Annotated in this window: 24 protein-coding genes and 4 pseudogenes; 25 read left to right on the forward strand and 3 right to left on the reverse strand. The window is 51.8% G+C overall.

What is annotated here, in order from left to right; translation table 11 throughout:
* Positions 1-114 precede the first annotated feature (114 nt).
* Positions 115-1,057 (forward strand): annotated as a pseudogene (locus tag AACS05_RS00255) (ParB/RepB/Spo0J family partition protein); the annotation flags it as partial.
* A 212-nt stretch (positions 1,058-1,269) separates the two neighbouring features.
* Here the strand turns inward: AACS05_RS00255 and AACS05_RS00265 are convergent.
* Entirely contained in the window at positions 1,270-1,623 is a 354-nt protein-coding gene (locus AACS05_RS00265; RefSeq protein WP_045449971.1) for a hypothetical protein, read from the reverse strand.
* Between the two features lie 310 nt (positions 1,624-1,933).
* On the opposite strand from AACS05_RS00265, the gene AACS05_RS00270 reads away from it, so the two are divergent.
* Together AACS05_RS00270 and AACS05_RS00275 are read left to right on the forward strand one after the other, a co-directional pair.
* Positions 1,934-2,230 carry a helix-turn-helix transcriptional regulator gene (locus AACS05_RS00270; protein WP_045450042.1) on the forward strand — a complete coding sequence of 99 codons (297 nt, stop codon included), beginning with the start codon at positions 1,934-1,936 and terminating at the stop codon, positions 2,228-2,230.
* Positions 2,231-2,234: 4 nt separating this feature from the next.
* Positions 2,235-3,560: a type II toxin-antitoxin system HipA family toxin gene (locus AACS05_RS00275; protein WP_045449972.1), complete on the forward strand. Its 1,326-nt coding sequence runs from the start codon at positions 2,235-2,237 to the stop codon at positions 3,558-3,560.
* Here AACS05_RS00275 and AACS05_RS00280 read toward each other — a convergent pair.
* Positions 3,547-3,690: pseudogene (locus tag AACS05_RS00280) on the reverse strand (IS30 family transposase); the annotation flags it as partial. The gene AACS05_RS00275 and the pseudogene AACS05_RS00280 sit on opposite strands and share 14 nt — an antisense overlap.
* A gap of 72 nt (positions 3,691-3,762) precedes the next feature.
* Here AACS05_RS00280 and AACS05_RS00285 point away from each other — a divergent pair.
* From AACS05_RS00285 to AACS05_RS00365, 17 genes and pseudogenes are all read left to right on the forward strand, one after another.
* Positions 3,763-4,062, forward strand: a pseudogene (locus AACS05_RS00285) (RNA-guided endonuclease InsQ/TnpB family protein); the annotation flags it as partial.
* A gap of 400 nt (positions 4,063-4,462) precedes the next feature.
* Positions 4,463-4,969, forward strand: a complete 507-nt coding sequence (locus tag AACS05_RS00290; protein ID WP_045449974.1) for an antirestriction protein ArdA — start codon at positions 4,463-4,465, stop codon at positions 4,967-4,969.
* Positions 4,970-5,011: 42 nt separating this feature from the next.
* Positions 5,012-5,203, forward strand: a complete 192-nt coding sequence (locus AACS05_RS00295) for a hypothetical protein (protein WP_045449975.1) — start codon at positions 5,012-5,014, stop codon at positions 5,201-5,203.
* Positions 5,204-5,372: 169 nt separating this feature from the next.
* The gene (locus tag AACS05_RS00300) at positions 5,373-5,627 is read left to right on the forward strand and encodes a DNA polymerase III subunit theta (RefSeq protein ID WP_045449976.1); all 255 of its coding nucleotides are present in this window, start codon (positions 5,373-5,375) and stop codon (positions 5,625-5,627) included.
* Between the two features lie 24 nt (positions 5,628-5,651).
* Complete coding sequence (locus AACS05_RS00305; RefSeq protein WP_190284585.1) at positions 5,652-5,828, forward strand: hypothetical protein; 177 nt, start codon at positions 5,652-5,654, stop codon at positions 5,826-5,828.
* Positions 5,829-6,235: 407 nt separating this feature from the next.
* Positions 6,236-6,502, forward strand: coding sequence for a DUF905 domain-containing protein (locus AACS05_RS00310; RefSeq protein ID WP_045449977.1), 267 nt, complete (start codon positions 6,236-6,238; stop codon positions 6,500-6,502).
* Positions 6,503-6,572: 70 nt separating this feature from the next.
* Complete coding sequence (locus AACS05_RS00315) at positions 6,573-8,588, forward strand: ParB/RepB/Spo0J family partition protein (protein ID WP_045449978.1); 2,016 nt, start codon at positions 6,573-6,575, stop codon at positions 8,586-8,588.
* 40 nt (positions 8,589-8,628) lie between these two features.
* Positions 8,629-9,063 carry a conjugation system SOS inhibitor PsiB gene (gene psiB, locus AACS05_RS00320; RefSeq protein WP_144243118.1) on the forward strand — a complete coding sequence of 145 codons (435 nt, stop codon included), beginning with the start codon at positions 8,629-8,631 and terminating at the stop codon, positions 9,061-9,063.
* Entirely contained in the window at positions 9,060-9,788 is a 729-nt protein-coding gene (locus AACS05_RS00325; protein WP_045449980.1) for a plasmid SOS inhibition protein A, read from the forward strand. The genes psiB and AACS05_RS00325 overlap by 4 nt, the downstream gene beginning before the upstream one ends.
* A pseudogene (locus AACS05_RS00330) lies at positions 9,785-9,990 on the forward strand (theronine dehydrogenase); the annotation flags it as partial. The gene AACS05_RS00325 and the pseudogene AACS05_RS00330, both read left to right, overlap by 4 nt.
* Before the next feature lie 51 nt (positions 9,991-10,041).
* Positions 10,042-10,422, forward strand: coding sequence for a hypothetical protein (locus AACS05_RS00335; RefSeq protein ID WP_045449981.1), 381 nt, complete (start codon positions 10,042-10,044; stop codon positions 10,420-10,422).
* A 576-nt stretch (positions 10,423-10,998) separates the two neighbouring features.
* Positions 10,999-11,367 (forward strand): hypothetical protein, encoded by a 369-nt coding sequence (locus tag AACS05_RS00340; protein WP_001096022.1) that lies wholly within the window; start codon positions 10,999-11,001, stop codon positions 11,365-11,367.
* Between the two features lie 53 nt (positions 11,368-11,420).
* On the forward strand, positions 11,421-11,765 hold the full coding sequence (locus AACS05_RS00345) for a hypothetical protein (protein WP_045449982.1): 345 nt from the start codon (positions 11,421-11,423) through the stop codon (positions 11,763-11,765).
* Positions 11,766-11,858: 93 nt separating this feature from the next.
* Positions 11,859-12,005, forward strand: coding sequence for a hypothetical protein (locus AACS05_RS00350; protein WP_001403164.1), 147 nt, complete (start codon positions 11,859-11,861; stop codon positions 12,003-12,005).
* 47 nt (positions 12,006-12,052) lie between these two features.
* Positions 12,053-12,883: an N-6 DNA methylase gene (locus AACS05_RS00355; protein ID WP_045449983.1), complete on the forward strand. Its 831-nt coding sequence runs from the start codon at positions 12,053-12,055 to the stop codon at positions 12,881-12,883.
* 122 nt (positions 12,884-13,005) lie between these two features.
* Positions 13,006-13,326: a type II toxin-antitoxin system RelE/ParE family toxin gene (locus tag AACS05_RS00360; protein WP_045449984.1), complete on the forward strand. Its 321-nt coding sequence runs from the start codon at positions 13,006-13,008 to the stop codon at positions 13,324-13,326.
* Entirely contained in the window at positions 13,316-13,594 is a 279-nt protein-coding gene (locus AACS05_RS00365; RefSeq protein WP_045449985.1) for a helix-turn-helix domain-containing protein, read from the forward strand. Before AACS05_RS00360 ends, AACS05_RS00365 begins: the two co-directional genes overlap by 11 nt.
* A gap of 564 nt (positions 13,595-14,158) precedes the next feature.
* Here AACS05_RS00365 and AACS05_RS00370 read toward each other — a convergent pair.
* The gene (locus AACS05_RS00370; RefSeq protein WP_045449986.1) at positions 14,159-14,614 is read right to left on the reverse strand and encodes a transglycosylase SLT domain-containing protein; all 456 of its coding nucleotides are present in this window, start codon (positions 14,612-14,614) and stop codon (positions 14,159-14,161) included.
* Positions 14,615-15,112: 498 nt separating this feature from the next.
* On the opposite strand from AACS05_RS00370, the gene traM reads away from it, so the two are divergent.
* From traM to traL, 5 genes are all read left to right on the forward strand, one after another.
* Positions 15,113-15,511 (forward strand): conjugal transfer relaxosome DNA-binding protein TraM, encoded by a 399-nt coding sequence (gene traM, locus AACS05_RS00375; protein WP_071829096.1) that lies wholly within the window; start codon positions 15,113-15,115, stop codon positions 15,509-15,511.
* Positions 15,512-15,692: 181 nt separating this feature from the next.
* Positions 15,693-16,466: a hypothetical protein gene (locus tag AACS05_RS00380; RefSeq protein WP_045449987.1), complete on the forward strand. Its 774-nt coding sequence runs from the start codon at positions 15,693-15,695 to the stop codon at positions 16,464-16,466.
* 132 nt (positions 16,467-16,598) lie between these two features.
* Positions 16,599-16,754, forward strand: a complete 156-nt coding sequence (locus AACS05_RS00385) for a TraY domain-containing protein (RefSeq protein ID WP_071829097.1) — start codon at positions 16,599-16,601, stop codon at positions 16,752-16,754.
* A gap of 293 nt (positions 16,755-17,047) precedes the next feature.
* Entirely contained in the window at positions 17,048-17,419 is a 372-nt protein-coding gene (locus AACS05_RS00390) for a type IV conjugative transfer system pilin TraA (protein ID WP_045449988.1), read from the forward strand.
* Between the two features lie 18 nt (positions 17,420-17,437).
* Positions 17,438-17,737, forward strand: coding sequence for a type IV conjugative transfer system protein TraL (gene traL, locus AACS05_RS00395; protein ID WP_045449989.1), 300 nt, complete (start codon positions 17,438-17,440; stop codon positions 17,735-17,737).
* Positions 17,738-17,744 lie beyond the last annotated feature (7 nt).

Below are 17,744 nucleotides of genomic sequence, written 5' to 3' on the forward strand. Positions count from 1 at the left end.
GTGGAGGGAGGGTGCAGCCAGGCCGCCCGTTGAAGCAGGAACCCACCGAGGTGATTCAGGCTCCGGTCTGAACGCTGTAGGAATCTCCGTCCTTCAGGGTGTGGAGGATGTCAATCGGAGGGCAGCGTCCGTGGACTGGCTGATTCTATTGAGTCGCTCGGACTGCTTCAGAACCTGATTGTTCATACCTTTGCAGACGGGAAATCTGGTGTAGCCGCAGGTGGCCACCGACTGACCGCTCTGCAACTGCTCGCGCAGGAGAGGCGACTTGCAGGTGACCACACCGTGATGGTGAAGCGCATCTCTGACGATATCGCGGCACTGGCTTCGGTTGCCGAGAATGAGCAGCGCGCCGCCATGCACCCCGCCGAGCAGATTGCAGGTTTCCGCACGCTGGCAGAGCAGGGCAAAACACCCGAGCAGATTGGCGATGCCCTCGGCTTCAGTTCCCGACACGTCCAGCGCATGCTGAAGCTGGCAAATCTTGCCCCGTTCCTGATGGAAAATCTCGCGCAGGACGGCCTGACGGCTGCGCTGTGCCTTGAAGATGATCATACCCGTCAGGTCGGGGTGTACGAGAACGTGAAGGCCAGCTGGTCGAACGCGCCCGCCCACCTTATTAAACGTGCCATTACCGAAACCGAAATGCGCACCGACAGCCCGAAATTCCGCTTTATCGGGCGCGAAGCCTGCGAGGCGGCAGGGGGATATGTACGCAAAGATCTGTTCAGCCAGGAGGAAGGGGACGGTACCGCCGACAGCATGCTGGTCGAACGTCTGGTGCAGGAAAAACTGGAGCGTATCGCCCAGGAGATTCAACAGCGTGAAGGTTGGAAATGGAGTCGCGGTCGCGCAGCCCGCATCTGGTATCACGGCGATGATGCGAACGAGTTCGTTCGGCCCGAAGAACCCGAACCGGTGTACGCCCGCTGAACAGTGCCAGCGTCTTGATGAACTTCACGAGCAGTGGAACAGCTACGACTCACACTGTGACGAAACGGATGCGCTTGAAGCTGAGATTGATGCGATCGAACAGGCGGCAGAAATCAGCGCGTGGGGCGTCTGAAAGCAGAGATGCCTGAAGAAAGCAGCAGCGCCACGCCGTGGGCAGACGCGCCCCGGCTGTAGAAAAGCAATAATAACAAGAAGAACAGACAAGCTGAACGTGCCTGAGCTGAAGGCAGGCCACCGCTCAACCGGCCCTGTATATCAAGGCTGGTATTCATAAAAACCCTTACAAATTGAATAATAACGAATTAGTGGAAGTTATTAAGCAATCAGGGATCTCGGGGGGGCTTGGGGCATCCGCAGGATTTGTTCTGAACTCAGCGCGAATGTCGCCCGCATGCCTGCGTTCCTGGCCTGCAAAGCAGTCAGCGTGAAAAGTTTGTTCAGATCGTGGGAATGATCGGCATTGAGGTGATGCATGTTACCGTGCGAGTGGAACAGCAACGGGTCATGCTCATTCAGCGGCTCATCGCTGTCGTGCTGATGTTCACTGATAGAAGTTGCATCCTGGAGGTTATAGACAGCTTGTGGTTTTGCCATAAGCGAACTGCTCAGAACGGCAACAGCCATGATGATAAGCACGATTCTGGAAATGACTTCACGGCTGATAAACACAGCCAGCGGGTATCCTGAAGATACAAGGTAACAACGTGCGTGATGTATCCGCTATGCCGGTTTGATTTCAATAGTTGAACTGGAATTAGGTTAGACGGATTCAACAATAAACAGCAGTGGCCGTTATCAATCCAAGGTCTGGTTTGCGTCTGCCAGTGGTCCGTATTTTTCTTGTCCATATTAACAGCCAACAGGCTGTTAATATTTTTAAACAGCTTTTAAGCTGTAATCTTGATTTAACAGCTTTTAAGGTGTATTTTTGTGAATACAGCTTACAGGGTGTTTCAAACCATATAGCGGCCTCCCCATGATGAAAAATGTTTATCCGATAAAAACACTCAACCAGTTGCGTCCATTGCTGCTTGGATTTCGCAAAGCGAATGGACTGACGCAAAAAGACGTTTCTGAGCGGTTAGGCGTAACCCAGCAGACTTACGCTCGCCTGGAGGCCAATCCTGCCAGTGCGAGTATTGAACGTTTGTTCAAAGTGTTTACCGTACTTGGCGTGGAAATCAGTCTCTCCCCGGTGACAGGTTCATCAGAAATGATGCAGTCGGGCGAAAATGAATCTTTGGAAAGTTTGCCCGCCAGACGGGAGAAATGGTGACGAAATGGTCCGCAAACAGCAGCGTTTAGCGATATGGATGAACGGCATTCAGGTCGGGTTCTGGGAAAAGAATAAAGGCTATGATTCGTTACGATATCTCCCTGAATGGGTTGCTGACGAACAGGGTCGGCCATTGTCCCTGTCACTGCCTTTCACACCTGGCAACCAAATTTGGCACGGTAACGTAGTACGTGATTATTTTGATAATTTACTGCCGGATAGTGAAGGGATCCGCAGGCGTCTGGCAATGCGCTATCAGGCAGACAGTCTCGAACCTTTCGACCTGTTGCAGGAGCTGGGAAAAGACTGCGTGGGGGCAATACAGTTACTGAGTGATGAAGAGGAACCCACTGATTTATATTCCGTAAAATATCGTCCTCTTTCTGAATCAGAGATCGCGTTAACATTGCGAAATACGACGGAAGCGTTATTACCTGGCAGGCATGGCGATAATGATGACTTACGGTTATCGATTGCCGGTGCGCAGGAAAAAACAGCTTTACTGTGGCATGACGACAGTTGGTGTCTGCCTCTGGGTCATACACCGACGACTCATATTTTCAAGTTACCGCTCGGCCGGGTCGGGAATATGAAAGCAGATATGAGTACGTCAGTAGAAAATGAATGGCTCTGTTCGTTGCTTCTTGAGCAGTACGGGGTCCCTGTCGCCAAAACCCATATTGCTCAATTTGAAGATCAGAAGGCTCTGGTGGTGGAGCGTTTTGACCGGAGATGGTCAGGAGACCAGCAATGGATCATTCGCTTACCCCAGGAGGATATGTGCCAGGCTCTCGCGGTATCACCATTACGGAAATACCAGGCCGATGGAGGGCCGGGGATCTCTGACATCATGGGCGTTCTGAGTCATTCAGACCGGGCTGAATATGACAGAATACAGTTCTTCAGGGCGCAGATTATCTTCTGGCTTTTGGCCGCCACAGATGGTCACGCCAAAAATTTCAGTATCGCTATAGAGCCTCGCGGGCAGTATCATCTTACCCCGCTCTATGATGTTTTATCGGCATGGCCAATTATTGGCAACGGAAACGCACAGATTGCCTGGCAGAAATGCAAACTGGCGATGGCAATCCGTGGTAGCAGTAACTATTACCTGATTTACAGAATATTAAGACGCCACTGGATCAAACATGGAGAGTTGACCGGCCTGAATAAGCAACTGGTCGAGACGATGATTGATGACATTGTAGCCGTGACGCCAGATGTTATTGAGCGCGTCTATGCACAACTTCCAACTTACTTCCCACAAGAACTTGCTGAGAGTGTTTTTGATGGAATGAGGCAGCAATGCAGACGTCTGAGCGAGAAATAGTGGGCATTATAGAAGAGTGATATCTGTCGAACATTCTGGCGATATCATGCAGGAAACCACCTTGCTTATATCTGTCCCAGATAATCGCTTTCTGTTCGGGCGTGTAGTAAATGCGTGTTCTTCGTTTCATTGCAACGTCCCCCTTGATTAAGGATAGCGTTGCATCGACCCGTTGAACTCACAGCACAAAGCGGACGCTGATCACCGTTCGATACTGGACCCGGGCTGGTATGAGATGCGCCGCCAGCTTGAGTACAAGCAGCTCTGGCGTGGTGGCCAGGTGCTGGCTGTTCCGCCAGCATACACAAGCCAGCGTTGCGTGTGCTGTGGTCATACAGAGAAAGAAAACCGCCTGTCACAAAGTAAGTTCAGGTGTCAGGCGTGTGGATATACAGCGAACGCCGATGTAAACGGCGCCCGAAACATTTTAGCGGCGGGGCACGCCGTGCTTGCCTGTGGAGGGTGGGTGCAGTCAGGCTGCTCGTTGAAGCAGGAACCCACGACCTTCAGGGCGTTGAGGATGCCATCGGATGTTATCGGAAGTCGCGTGGCCGCTCCGCTTTTCATGCTCATCCTCCACGATGTTCCGGCTTCGCGGTGAATAAAGTCCCGTGCGGTCTGCGGCAAACGCCGTGCCTCTACTGTAGCCGGGCCGCGGCTGATGCAAGGGAAGCGTAAACGCCGTCACCTTCACCCGGTCGCAGTGTATTTCAAAGGCATTATCCGCCGTCTTCCCGTCGTTTTCCGGCTCAGTTTTCGCCGTCAAACCGTCCAGCCTGCTCCTGCTGTTTTACTGCGCTGCGGCTTCAGTGACGCCCTTGCATCCTCCGCTTTTCGCCCGGCTGTCGTGTCGGCACGGCGTAAGCCGGAACAGAGACGACATTGACTACGGAGGATTTTCTATGCGCAATACGACCACCACACCGGCTGTCTACGTGGGCACATATCACAAATACAACTGCGGCAGTATCTACGGCAAATGGTTTGACCTGACGGAATTTGACGGCCGGGAGGAGTTTTACGAGGCCTGTCAGGCGCTGCATGCCGATGAATGGGATGCCGAGTTTATGTTCCAGGACTGGGAGGGTATCCCGTCACAGTTCATCTCTGAATGCTCCATCGACTGGGATTTTGTCGCCGCCTACAAACAGGCTGAAGAAGAGGGCAGGGAGGCTGCTTTCATCGCCTGGGCGGAGTATACCGGCGAGTGTGACTATGACGCGTTTGACGATGCGTACCGTGGCGAGGCGGAAAGCGAGGAAGCCTGGGCACAGGAGATGGTGGAGGACAACGGCCTGTTAAATGAGGTGCCGGAGCCGCTGCGCAGCTATTTCGATTTTGAAGCTTATGCGCGAGACCTGTTCAGCAGCGGCTATGTGTTCCATGACGGCTATGTCTTCAGCAACTGATGAATGTCCGGCGGGGAAACCCGCCGGACAGGGAGAAAACGTATGAAACTTGCCCCGGAAACCCGCGAAATTCTGCGACAATACAAGGCAGTGATTAATGCCCGCCGCCGTGAGAATGGCCAGTCGGCCCTCAGAACGGAACAGGTGATCGACGAAATCTGTTATTACATGAGCTGCCAGAACGCAGTTTTCCTTTGCGGTCAGTTTATCCGACAGGACGGATACCACCAGTGAACAGGATGGCAGGCGTTCGGAGGCGCCTGTCAGCCCGCGCACAAAACCCTGGCAGGCTGGCGCCTGCGGGAAAAGGGCCGGAGCCGCGCTTCGCGCCCCCCGTCCTTTCCCTCCTCTGATTCAGATGGCGTACACTAATAGCGGGGTTCCGTTACTGTCGGAGGGTGTGATGTCCGGATTGAATCTCGCGGCAAAATCGAAAGAAGAACAGGATAAAGTCGCTGTGGACCTGGTGGCGTCAGGTGTGGCGTATAAAGAACGGCTGGCCATGCCGGTTGTCGCTGAACTGGTGGCCAGAGAGCAGCCTGAACATCTGAGGGAATATTTTATGGAACGACTGCGGCATTATCGCCAGCTCAGTACGCAGTTGCCGGACAAAAATGCCCCGGAATATGCAAAAAAAGAGGATGAGGTGAAAAAATAGCGCCTCTCCTTGTGGGTCTTTCTGATGGTGATAATACACAGCCTGTTCCCTGTCTGGTTTCACTGGCGTCGGGCGACTTCCCTGGCGGGAACCGGGGCTGTCATGCTTCGCACCGAGCCAGCTGCGCTGTCTCTGCCCGGCCCCTTCGGGGCAGCGGGTTTCCATCCCAGGCTGTCGCAATTTCGCTTGCAGCATCCGTGAACGGATGCGCCGCTCTGGCGCGCCGTTACCTGCGCTTTCCGCACCCCGGCGGTAAGGCTGCCGGGCTGTAAGGCGCAACGCCGTTTCGCGCGCCGCGCTTTCCGTCGTTGCGGCGGGCCCCTGCTCATTTTCTCATCTGCTGCCATTCCACCGTTTAAGTCCCTGTCGCCGGGGGCTGATACAGCCACAACCTGCCGCACTGCCTGTCCAGGGTGAAATGCACAGACCACAAAACTTTTTGCCGGGCAAAAACTTTTGCGTTCTGCCCCGGACAGGTGCGTCAGGCCGTGGCCGGTGCGCCCCTGCGGCGAAGGTTCTCAAACGGGTGAAGTTCAGTACCAGAGGGAACAAAGCAGCAGGTTCCCGCAAACCTCAAAACCACCGCGGCTCCCGAAACTCAACGGGTGATGTTCTTTAAAAATCAGGAGAAAAAAGTGGCAAAGACAGTAGCCCCCCTGAAGTCCCTGTCCGATGGTTCATTTACCCGTGAACAGGCGGAAGCAGTGGCGGCACAGTATCAGAATGTGACGATTGAAGACGATCAGGGGACACATTTTCGTCTGGTCGTGCGTCAGAACGGTGAAATGGTCTGGCGTACCTGGAATTTTGAGCCGGACGGTGCGTACTGGCTCAACCGTTATATCGCGGACTACGGTATCCGCAAGCAGCAGTAAGAAGGTGCCCTGCCGGAGCAGCCACTCCGCAGGGCCGGACAATCATCAATATCCCACAGGAGTATCAACTATGTCAGTAACCGAGTCTAAAGCAAAAGCTCCCAAAAAAACCAGCCCCAGAAAAATCACAAAGGCGCAGGAAATCGCTTTGAAGGCCGCCCTTGAGGCCGCCGCCATTGAATATATTCCGCTGTCCGGGCTCGTTAAATCGCCGCTGAACGTGCGCACCATCCCTTATTCGGAGGACAGCGTCCGTGGTCTGGCTGATTCCATTGAGTCGCTCGGACTGCTTCAGAACCTGATCGTTCACACCCTTGCAGACGGGAAATCTGGTGTAGCTGCAGGTGGCCGCCGACTGACCGCTCTGCAACTGCTCGCGCAGGAGAGCCGCCTTGCAGGTGACCACAGCGTGATGGTGAAGCGTGTCTCTGACGACATCGCGGCACTGGCCTCGGTTGCCGAGAACGAGCAGCGCGCCGCCATGCACCCCGCCGAGCAGATTGCAGGTTTCCGCACGCTGGCAGAGCAGGGCAAAACACCCGCGCAGATTGGCGACGCCCTCGGCTTCAGTTCCCGACACGTCCGGCGCATGCTGAAGCTGGCAAATCTTGCCCCGTCCCTGATGGAAAAGCTCGCGCAGGACGACCTGACTGTTGAGCAGTGTCAGGCGCTGTGTCTTGAAGATGATCATGCCCGTCAGGTCGGGGTGTACGAGAGCGTGAAGGCCAGCTGGTCGAACGCGCCCGCCCACCTTATTAAGCGTGCCATTACCGAAACCGAAATGCGCACCGACAGCCCGAAATTCCGCTTTATCGGGCGCGAAGCCTACGAGGCGGCTGGGGGATATGTCCGCGAAGATCTGTTCAGTCAGGAGGAAGGGGACGGTACTGCCGACAGCACGCTGGTCGAACGTCTGGTGCAGGAAAAGCTGGAACGCATCGCGCAGGACATTCAGCTGCAGGAGGGCTGGAAATGGAGCCGTGGACGTGCAGCCCGCATCTGGTACCACGGCGATGATGCGAACGAGTTCGTTCGGCCCGAAGAACCCGAACCGGTGTACACCCCTGAACAGCGCCAGCGTCTTGATGAACTTCACGAGCAGTGGAGCGGCTACGACTCCCGCTGTGACGAAACGGATGCGCTGGAGGCTGAGATTGACGCCATTCAACAGGCGGCAGAAATCAGCGCGTGGACCGATGAAATGAAGTCAGGTGCGGGGGTGATGGTCAGCCTGTACGAAGGGCAGGTATATGTGCAGCGCGGGGTGCGCCTGAAAGCAGATATGCCGGAAGAACCTGAAGAAAGCAGCAGCGCCACGCTGCCGTTCACCTCACGCCAGCCTGACCCCGCAGAGGGGATCAGCGTCCCGCTGCTCACGAAAATGTCCTCCGAGCGGACGCTGGCGGTACAGGCTGCGCTGATGCAGCAGCCCGAAAAGGCCGTGGCACTGATGGTCTGGCGCATGTGTACGTGCGTCTTCTCTGGCTGTCTGACAACGACGCATCCGTTCCGCATCAGCCTGACCGTTTCCCACGCCAGCCTGACGGAAAATGCCCCGTCCGGTAAGCGCGGCGCGGCGTTTGAACGCCTGATGGCAGAGAAAGCGCGTCTGAAAGTCCTGTTGCCGGAGGGTTGGGAGAAAGATTTTACGACCTTCTTCACGCTGAACGGAGATGTGCTGATGTCGCTGATGGCCTTCTGCACCGCCTGTTCCGTCGACGGTGTCCAGACCCGTGACAACGGTCACACCTCGCGCAGCAGGCTCGATACGGTCGAGGCGGCAATCGGATTCCATCTGCGCGACTGGTGGCAGCCGACGAAAGACAACTACTTCGGCAGCCTGAAGCACACTCAGATTGTGGACGCCCTCAAAGAGGCGGGACTGACGGGCGCGGCGCGGGACGCGGAGAAAATGAAAAAAGCCGATGCAGCAGGGCATGCGGAGCATTTTATGCAGCACAACCGCTGGGTTCCTGCATGGCTGAAAGGGCCACAGCCTGTGGCTGAAGCCAAGGCAGATGAGAAAACTTCAGATTCTGACAGCACTGAAAATAACAACGACACCACCACGGCACAGGCCGCCTGATAACGGAAACGCCGCCCTGCGGGGCGGCGATAAGGAGACCATTATGCGCAATGTGATTACGCCCGACGTACTGAAAACCATGATCCCCCAGGAATTCGAAGACTGGCGCGAGGCGGGTGAAGATTTACGCCGCGAACTGACCCATGCCGTCATGCGTGAGCTGAGTTGTCCAGAAAACTGGGACATGAACGGAGAATACCGGAGTGAGTTCGGCGGTTTTTTTCCGGTACAGGTCCGCTTCACGCCATCTCACGGCAACTTCCATATCGCCGTATGCAGTCCCGGCGAGATCACTCACTCATGGACGATGGTGTTTATTCCTGTCAGTGGTCGCCCGTTCTCCGTCATTTGCACCCTGCCTGCCTGGTCGTCGGAGGTGATATCGCACAAACTCAGTCTGGCTGCACGCCTCAATGCGGACGGTTACAGCCAGGCCAGTATTATCAGTATTCTGGCAGCGGAGGGTTCAGTATGATCCCTTCGCTCCTTTCCCTGGTTCCGTTCAGTCCCGAGCGCCGCGCCGCGATGGAGGCCATTGCAGAGGTTGAACGCAGGCAGTCACGCGGCGCGGTGCTCACGGCGTACCCGTATGCCAGTGCGTTTTTCCGCACGCTGAACGGCAGCAAACGCGTCACCGCAAAAGACATCGCCTGGTTCTCTCCGGGGCTGACTGCACAGGCTTTGCGGGGGAAAAAACAGGAGTGGCTGGCGGCAATCGACAGGCTGATCGAGAGCCGTGGCACATGTTGCTGGTTGCCCCTGTCGCTGTCTGATGGCTGGCGACTGTTCCCGGAAACGAAGTTTCAGCTCTCAGAACGACGCCGCCGGCAAAGTGAACTGAATGATGAAAAATACTCCCGCCAGCGTCGCAGGGAGGCCTGTCAGCGCGAAATGGCGTATCAGGCACTGGCGGGGCAGGCGGAAATTGAGCTGGCTTTTCATACACCCGAAACGGTCAGCAGCTGGAGATCACGCTGGTCGGCCACGGAACTGCGCCAGTACGACCTTGAGGATATGTTCTGGCGCTGGAGCGAGCGTTTCCCGTCACTGGAGCCAATGGAGCGCTGGATGATGGCAAACCAGCCTTTCTGGAGTGTGATGGTCGAATCTGATGCCCTCGCAAAAGAAAGCCCGGAATCTGTCCGGCAACTGGAGCGCTGGATGGTACCCAACAAGCTGACGCACCGGAGCCGGGTATGAAATGGCGTTACTACTGTGCTGGACACTGCCCCGGACACCGTGTCCCGGACCGCAGGAACTGGTGTCTGAAGTGGTGGAGGAAGGGCAGCCCGCTCCTGAATCGGTGATGGCCCGCTGGGTGGCGGGAGCAGGGTATGCGGTGTGTGTCGATTTTCTGGATGAAAGGCAGATAAGACGCTGGAGTGAGGTGCGGAAAGCGGCTGCCCCTTGAGGCTGTTGCCCTTAGCTCCCGATCGGAAAAGAAGGTAAGAGTATGAGATATTGGATACTGGCAGTACTTTTAAGTGGCCTGTTTACGCTGGTCATACATTTCGCCGCGCCGGAGATGTTCGGAAGTACGGGGCATTATGCCGGGATGGCAATCTGCGCCCTGATCTCCACGGTTATCACCTGGCGTGACCCACCGGATATGCTGGACAATGTGCTCATATTTATTTTTAAGTGGGGAATTGTGGTTTCCGGTCTGGCGTTTTTTACCTGGGGTATCGGATACAAGCTGGAATTCTGGGGGAATCATAATCCCGATGAAGTTTTCAGCAGCGCGTTCGACACCATCTTGCCGGATCTGGCGGTGCTGAGCGGTGCGCCGATTCTGATTCTGGTTAGTGGCTGGGTGTTCTGGAGGCAAAGGTAATACCCGGCTGTGAATCTCCTCTGAAGAATGGCCGCTGCGAATTGTGGTGGCTGTTGTCTGTATCATTTTTTCCAAATTTGCCTGCTGTCGGACGGGGGCACCTGGCATGACTGCGGGCGACTTCCCTGACGGGAACCGGGGCTGTCATGCTTCGCACCGAGCCAGCTGCGCTGTCTCTGCCCGGCCCCTTCGGGGCAGCGGGTTTCCATCCCAGGCTGTCGCAACTTCGAAAGCAGGCTTGCAGTGACCGTTCCGGTCACGCCGCTTTCACCATGCCGGCATTTAACGCCGGCACTCCAGTGGCGCCACGTCGTTCCGACGTGGCGGGTGTGTTCATCCTCTTCTCATAGCTCTGGTGAGCCATCTCACGTCCGTTCCCGGGCGTGAGGGCTGGTCGTAGCACCGTCGTGTCGTCATACAAGGGGTGAAATAAACTCCGCCAAAACTTTTTGCCAGGGACCGCAAAAACTTTTGTCTCCGCCCCTTTCCTTCCTCCTTACGCCGTTGCTCCTTTGCCCTTGCCGCCAGGGAACTCACCGAGAGATGGATTTACCACCAGACAAGAGGAAAAGCAGGATGAACACACAAAACGTCAAAACCGCCACCAAAGAATCTTCCGAAAGATGGGGGAAAACCACGTCCCTGCGCACTGATGGCTTCGTGCGCAATATTCATTCCCGGAATCCGTTCGATGTCATTCGTGCGGATGTGGTGCTGGCACGCATGGAAAAACAGGCTAATCGCGCGTGCGGTTTGCATTACGAGATTTATGCCTCCCGTTTGTTGGGTATGGCTATGAATTACCTGGCAGAACTGCCACTGAAAGATCGTCCTGTATTCATCGGCGCGGCAGCTCAGCGGGGTTACATGCTGACGATGGCGGAAGAAGAACGTGCTCATGTTGAATGTGCCGACCTGATGAATGAGCTGGCGGCGGATTATTGATTACTGAATCTGGTGGCAGCGTGGTGCTGTCACCCCTGACAAAGGAGAAAACCATGCTCTTAAACCTGAACGAATCCTCTGCTCTGTTGGGGATGCAGGCCACCTCTGAGGCTGAGCGGATTTACTGGCTGAGTCGTGAAAAGGCCGCTGTAAAAGCGCCCGTTGAAATCGACGTTCACTCTTTTCATGATGCGCTGGGGCTGATGTATCCGATGAACTGGCGCTGTAGTGGAGACGGCGAATGTGAAACCTTCATGCTGGCAGAAATGGTCTGCGGCAATGTGACCGAAATTTATGCGCGGATTGGTATCCGTTATTACCGGATGTGTGACTACAGCAACCTTGACCACGCGGAAATTCTGGCCCGCGTTAAGGAGGGAATTCAGAGCCAGAAATGAAAAAAGCAGGCATATGCCTGCTCATTCCCCGCCGAATCTACCCGCTTGCAACGATTGATTCGGCGACTGTCAAAACCTATAGAGGATGAATCTATGAATTTCGACGCACAGATCGTCGCACAAGCGAATGAGTTTGTAAATGCCCTGCGCAGTGGTAAACGCGCCCGTGTTCCAGCCCTGAAGCTGAAATACTGGCAGCAGTTCATGACCGTGGTCTACGCTGGCCTCGGCCTCGCGTGATGTGAAACCTGCCGTCCCTTCGGGGGCGGCATTACAGGAGATTTTTCATGTCACAACTGAGCTTTGTCGATGCCTTCAATATGAGCAGAGAAGGCACTGGCAGTAAAAATGTTATTCAGAACGCGCAGTCGGGCAGCGAATATCCAGCCCCCCAGCGAGTGATCAGTGCGCAGTACAGCCGGAACCGCTTTCTCAGCGTCTTTAAATCCACAGCCCGCCATCTTCGGCGCTGGGAAGTTTTCAGTGATTTTCTGTCACTGGTCGCCAGTGAGCTGGATATCGCGCGGATAAGAACGCCGGAGAGCATGGAGCACTGCCGGAAAATCTGTGCGCGTTATGAGGCTACAGATATCGCGAACATGCAGGAGATGTTCTGCCTGATGGTGTGCGCACTGGAAGCAAAATTCCATGATTTTCTCGGCGCGATTTTCATGGAGCTTGAACTCGGTGATAACTTTCGCGGACAGTATTTTACTCCGTATTCCGTTCAGTGCCTGATAGCCCGGATGCTGATACCGGGAATTCAGGAGACTATCCGGAGGGAGGGTATTGTAACCGTCAGTGATCCTGCCAGTGGTGCTGCGGGAATGCTAATTGCGTATGCAGAGTGCCTGCTGGAATCGGATATTAACCCTTCCATGCATATGTTCGGCAGTTGCATCGATATCGATCCTGTGGCGGCAGATATGGCCTTTATCCAGCTGTCTCTACTGGGAATTGCCGCCGAAGTGGTAACGGGGAATACCCTCACAATGCAGTTTAATCGGGTGAGGTATACCCCCGTTTATTACTTGAACGGCTTTGAAAAACGGCTTGCAGACCTACGCCGGTTCAGGGCCATGCGGGACTTCATGAGGGGATTATCCGACGCGGCTTAAACATTCAGGAGGGCAGGGGAAATTCTTGTCCTCCGACAGGAGGTATAACACATAAATGTTAGCTCTTGAGCTAAGTTAGCTTTTAAGCTAATATAAAGAAACTGAATCAGGGAGCAGATTGAATGTTTACCGTAATTTTTCATGATGAAGCTGAAAAAGAATTCGTTGCTCTGCCTGTTAACGTTCGTGCCAAGATGTCGCGCATACTCGCGAAGCTGGAGGCCAACCCACGTCAGCTTCGTGAGCCTGATACCAAACCCCTGGGTAACGGGTTGTTTGAAATCCGGACAATGGGCACCGATATCGCACGAGGATTGTGGGTATATCAGAGCGGTGAGCGCATTTTTTTGTTGAGAATTTTCATAAAAAAATCGCCTAAAACTCCACCGGCAGAGATAGAGCTGGCATTTCGTAGACTTGAGGAGATGCAGAATGAAGTATAAAACACTTAGCCAGGTACATGCTGAAGCGATGCATGATCCTGAATATCGTGCAGCGTATGAGGCTGAAGAAGCCTCAGAGCAGCTTCGGGAGACATTAGCTTCCTGGCGAAAGGAAGCAGGGTTGACGTCTGCGCAGGTTGCAGAGCGCATGGGTATTAAAGCGCCTACCATTTCACGCATGGAAAAGAACGCATCACGTATGAGTATTGATACACTGGTACGCTATGCCAGAGCCTGTGGTGTAAACTTTAAAATTCAGCAAGTTTGAAGATGCAGCAACCACAATAAAATACAGCGCGTCGGCATAGCTCTTTATTCCGACGCGTGCTTATTTGATTTTTATGGTTTTTATTTACTTAAGCATTTATTATTTTCCTGCATGTTGTCTTCTTTTTTCTTACGCTGATGCGAAAATTGTTGTTTCTTTTTTGGGCACCGTTTCATTCTGACTATTCCTGTCAGGATTATCCACTTAGGATTAAAACCAAAAGACTAAGCTGCTTTCTTCAAGGTGGTAATGGATTACTGCCATCTATACTGATCATAATCATAACTCATTCTAAGCACATAATCCGTCGCAGGTAGCATGTCTTCTCCTGAACGGTGTATTGCTCTGTATCACTAATCCTATAGCTTTGCCCCTCTGGTGAATATAAGACCTATATCGTGTCGGAGGGATTGGCTGTTGGGTTTACTTCGATATAAGGTGGTTATACTAGCAAGAGATTGATATAGGAACAGGATAAACCAAAGTATATGAAGACTGTAACGTTTATGTTAAATGCTCTGATTATGAATTAATATTTCGCACTAATGATAGGTTGCCAAAAAATCACTTCAGTGGAATGTTTTTCTTGATATTATAATAAATACTCTGGATTTCCTGCGCATAATTTTGACGTTTTTTTTCCTGTTTCTCAGTTTCACGAAATCCTGCGTTATAAGCCCCCACTGCCCGCCAGGAATACCCCCATCGTTTGAATGCAATAGCAAGGTAGTACGCTCCTGTATATATATTCATACATGGATCATTCAGCAGGTGTTCCGGTTTTATTCCATACTTTTTAAGTTCATTGAAATGCTGGGAGTCGACCTGCATTAATCCTGAGCCAAAGCCAGTAACCGGATTGATACCAATAACATCAATACGATATCCGGATTCTTTCCAGGCTATGGCACGGAGTAAGTCAGGATCGATCTTATAATCCCTTCCGGAACTTTCAAAACAGTCTGATGAATATGCCGTACCACTGAGAAAGAGAATGGTAAAAATAAGTAACTTTATCATTTTATATTATTCACGAGCACACTCATGTTTATAGCTTGCCATTTTTTCTGCTGACGGACAACAGCCTGAATACTGGATCTCTCCCGGAAACCCCATGTACCAAATCGCGCTTCTCTGAAGCTATTTCCTCACACACCACGCAAAACTTAGTTTTGCATGATTTGCTTTTATATTCAGTGCGTTATGCATATAACATCTGGCAAATGCTAGGAATTAAAAGAATACGCAGCACCGTAACGGTGCCGGTTTGTGGCTGGATCCGGCACTGTAAGCAGCACTGTAACAGTGCTAATCCTTTATTATCATTATCTTATCTCTTACGTGAGGAAAAAGCAGCACCGTAACAGTGCTGCTTTTTAGTTGAAGAGTGCTGCTTGCAGTGCTGTTTTTTGGTGGTACAGTGCTGCTTACGGTGCCGGTTATAAATCAGGCGCTGTAGTAACAGGTTATTTACAGTGCCGGTCACGGTGCTGGATCAGACAGTGAGTGGTTATTTTCATGCCAAGACAAAATGTATATCTGAAACAAAAAACTCTGGATGAAATCCGTAATATTGTGGACGAACGTATAGCTGAGGGGGCCAGCCCAGCCGATGCCAATATGTCGAGTGTGTGTTCTGAACTTTTGGAAGTAGGATTGCGTGTAACTCTTCAGATTAAGAAGCGGGAAGAGGAAGAAGAACGAAATGGTGGATTAACGGATGATGAATTATTCCGTCAGCGTTTACTGGAAGAATGCATGAAGAGTCGAATGGCCTCGCAGTATATTCTGAGTTATATGTTCGATTTAAACGAAATAAAAGAAGACTCCAGAAAAAATTATCAGGACTTGATCTCCAGATTCAGGGAAGAGATAAAAGAGACGATGCAGTCAGTATTTCCTGGACGTGAAAAATAGGATTGTTGTAAATAATATTGTATTGAACTGCCGATCATCGTTTGATAAAATTTGTAATAAGCTTGATGGTGACGTTAATTCATCATTAAATATTGAAAATTTAAGAAGTCGTTCTGGCAGGGGATAGCCCTCCCGCTGCCAGAACTAACCATAATCTAGCCTATCTTAGGAGTAACTAGTCATGGCTGAACATAACTCTATTGATCTCAGACCTGGATCTCAAGATCTTTCTTCATTTTTCTTGCTGCATTATATGCAGAACTCTCTTCCGTGGTTCATTAAGGACGCAGATGGTCGATATCTTGAGCATTCACGACATATACCGCTAATATTTAAATCAGAAGAACACAGTTTATCTGGTAAGACAGATCGTGAACTCAATCTCATGACGATATCTTTTCAACGAAAGTGTGAAAGGATTCGTCGATTTGTTTCTCGCAAACAAGTTCGCGTAATGAGTCTCGAAATTAATTTATTCATCACCGAATCTTATTTCACTCCTCTTTTGTTTATTACAGAACCTTTTGTATTTAAGAGCAAGGTTTTTACTATAACTAAAATCTCTGATATTTATGCTCTAAGGCGATTGAGCTTTTCACCTTACGATTGTTTTTCCGGGAGATCTGTTTCAGTTGATACTATGCTTGAAAAGCCAGTTTCCTTTTTTGATGATGTTAACCCCTTAGATATTGTAAGTGAGCAGCAATGGGAAACCCTTTGGATGTGTTTAATGGGGAATTCATACAGAAAAATATCTATTTTGACAGGCAGGAGCCTGAAGAATACAGCCGAGTATATCAACAGAGCTTTTAAGTTGCTGAGTGTTCACACGCTTAACAACTTTCTCTATATTTCTGGGCTATATGGCTGGGAGAGATATATACCTAAATCAATTCAAAAGCGAGAGCATTCAAGAATATTAAAAGTTGAGTCGCCGTCAAATGACCTATTCTGAGACGTGAAAATAGGGGGTACAGGTGTACCCGTTTCGCAATTGATTTTTTTCTGAAACAATACCCCTACACTCTGTGCAGTTGGGGGTTATATGCAGAATAGTCATACCAGGCAAAAATCTATTTCTATCTCTATGAGTGAGGTGACCAGGCAGCGTTTGCATGAAGCCGCTAGGCGGTCCGGCAGAAAAATTAGACATGAGGCTATGATTCGATTGGCTCATAGCCTTAAACATACACAGGATATTAAAGAGGTTTACTGGGAGATCCTTTTACCCAAAGATAATTAATGCACTAACTTTTTGCATAGAAACAAATTCTATTTTTTCCGTAGCGGGAGTTTAAATATCAGCGTTCTCCTTTTGCCCTGGCTCCGGAAGAAGTCCTTCGCATTTCGCATGTCCATTTATTTACGGGCAGGGCGTTCTGCAGCCCGCAGGTCGTATATCGCGACTACGATCGGATTTGCACCCGAGGGCGGTAGCGTGCCCGGAGCGGTGCGGAGTTGGACTGTGAATCACTGTGCGCGGTTATTCACGGGGCAATTCCGCCCATATTAATTAACCGTCAAAGAGGAATTTTTATGGCAGAAATCGCTGTGATGAATGATGGGCTTTCTCAGGCTGAGAAAAAAAGTAAACCGGGTCTGTTATCACGTTGCCTGAATGCTGTCGGAAAAGGCTCCGGTAAAGCCCTGGTGAAATATGTCGCTGCGCCGCTGGCTCTCTGGCTGGCTGCACAGGGCATGGCGCAGGCCACAGACCTGGCGTCTGCTGGTAAGGCCGATGTGGAGGCAACCTTCGGTGAAGACTCCACCATGATGTATTACTTCATGATTGCGGAAGTTTTCCTGGTCTTCATGCTTTATCTGCGTAACCACAACCCGGCCACGTTTGTGTTGATCCCGGTGTTTATCGTGGTGACCAAAGTTATTTTCAGCATGATTGCCCCCTGACAGTAAAAAGGACGGTCAATGAGCGGTGAAGTGGAAGATCGTTACATCTTTCCTCAGACGCTGACCGAACAGAAACGCCTCATCGGAATACCTCTCGATGAGGCGTCTGTTGGCCTGACACCGGCCTGTGTCGGGATTTACTTCAACCAGAGTCTGGCCGGACTGATTATTGGTCTTCTGTTCTGGTTTGCGTTGACCCATTTCAAAAAAGGGAAGGGCACTTCCTGGCTTTTTAACATGTGTTACTGGCACCTGCCCGGACTGAACGGACAGTTTAAGGTCCTGCCGGAATCGGCCTGGCGGCTGTGGCTTAAGTAACTAAGGA

Origin of the sequence: Citrobacter sp. S-77 (assembly GCF_963864895.1) — a bacterium.
Taxonomy (GTDB): domain Bacteria; phylum Pseudomonadota; class Gammaproteobacteria; order Enterobacterales; family Enterobacteriaceae; genus Citrobacter; species Citrobacter murliniae.

What these genes read in the sequence shown, in the direction of transcription:
- AACS05_RS00270 (WP_045450042.1), top strand. Translation starts at nt 1,934, where the DNA reads ATGAAAAATGTTTATCCGATAAAAACACTCAACCAGTTGCGTCCATTG.
- AACS05_RS00275 (WP_045449972.1), top strand. Translation starts at nt 2,235, where the DNA reads ATGGTCCGCAAACAGCAGCGTTTAGCGATATGGATGAACGGCATTCAG.
- AACS05_RS00290 (WP_045449974.1), top strand. Translation starts at nt 4,463, where the DNA reads ATGCGCAATACGACCACCACACCGGCTGTCTACGTGGGCACATATCAC.
- AACS05_RS00295 (WP_045449975.1), top strand. Translation starts at nt 5,012, where the DNA reads ATGAAACTTGCCCCGGAAACCCGCGAAATTCTGCGACAATACAAGGCA.
- AACS05_RS00300 (WP_045449976.1), top strand. Translation starts at nt 5,373, where the DNA reads ATGTCCGGATTGAATCTCGCGGCAAAATCGAAAGAAGAACAGGATAAA.
- AACS05_RS00305 (WP_190284585.1), top strand. Translation starts at nt 5,652, where the DNA reads ATGGTGATAATACACAGCCTGTTCCCTGTCTGGTTTCACTGGCGTCGG.
- AACS05_RS00310 (WP_045449977.1), top strand. Translation starts at nt 6,236, where the DNA reads ATGTTCTTTAAAAATCAGGAGAAAAAAGTGGCAAAGACAGTAGCCCCC.
- AACS05_RS00315 (WP_045449978.1), top strand. Translation starts at nt 6,573, where the DNA reads ATGTCAGTAACCGAGTCTAAAGCAAAAGCTCCCAAAAAAACCAGCCCC.
- AACS05_RS00325 (WP_045449980.1), top strand. Translation starts at nt 9,060, where the DNA reads ATGATCCCTTCGCTCCTTTCCCTGGTTCCGTTCAGTCCCGAGCGCCGC.
- AACS05_RS00335 (WP_045449981.1), top strand. Translation starts at nt 10,042, where the DNA reads ATGAGATATTGGATACTGGCAGTACTTTTAAGTGGCCTGTTTACGCTG.
- AACS05_RS00340 (WP_001096022.1), top strand. Translation starts at nt 10,999, where the DNA reads ATGAACACACAAAACGTCAAAACCGCCACCAAAGAATCTTCCGAAAGA.
- AACS05_RS00345 (WP_045449982.1), top strand. Translation starts at nt 11,421, where the DNA reads ATGCTCTTAAACCTGAACGAATCCTCTGCTCTGTTGGGGATGCAGGCC.
- AACS05_RS00350 (WP_001403164.1), top strand. Translation starts at nt 11,859, where the DNA reads ATGAATTTCGACGCACAGATCGTCGCACAAGCGAATGAGTTTGTAAAT.
- AACS05_RS00355 (WP_045449983.1), top strand. Translation starts at nt 12,053, where the DNA reads ATGTCACAACTGAGCTTTGTCGATGCCTTCAATATGAGCAGAGAAGGC.
- AACS05_RS00360 (WP_045449984.1), top strand. Translation starts at nt 13,006, where the DNA reads ATGTTTACCGTAATTTTTCATGATGAAGCTGAAAAAGAATTCGTTGCT.
- AACS05_RS00365 (WP_045449985.1), top strand. Translation starts at nt 13,316, where the DNA reads ATGAAGTATAAAACACTTAGCCAGGTACATGCTGAAGCGATGCATGAT.
- AACS05_RS00370 (WP_045449986.1), bottom strand. Translation starts at nt 14,614, where the DNA reads ATGATAAAGTTACTTATTTTTACCATTCTCTTTCTCAGTGGTACGGCA.
- traM (WP_071829096.1), top strand. Translation starts at nt 15,113, where the DNA reads ATGCCAAGACAAAATGTATATCTGAAACAAAAAACTCTGGATGAAATC.
- AACS05_RS00380 (WP_045449987.1), top strand. Translation starts at nt 15,693, where the DNA reads ATGGCTGAACATAACTCTATTGATCTCAGACCTGGATCTCAAGATCTT.
- AACS05_RS00385 (WP_071829097.1), top strand. Translation starts at nt 16,599, where the DNA reads ATGAGTGAGGTGACCAGGCAGCGTTTGCATGAAGCCGCTAGGCGGTCC.
- AACS05_RS00390 (WP_045449988.1), top strand. Translation starts at nt 17,048, where the DNA reads ATGGCAGAAATCGCTGTGATGAATGATGGGCTTTCTCAGGCTGAGAAA.
- traL (WP_045449989.1), top strand. Translation starts at nt 17,438, where the DNA reads ATGAGCGGTGAAGTGGAAGATCGTTACATCTTTCCTCAGACGCTGACC.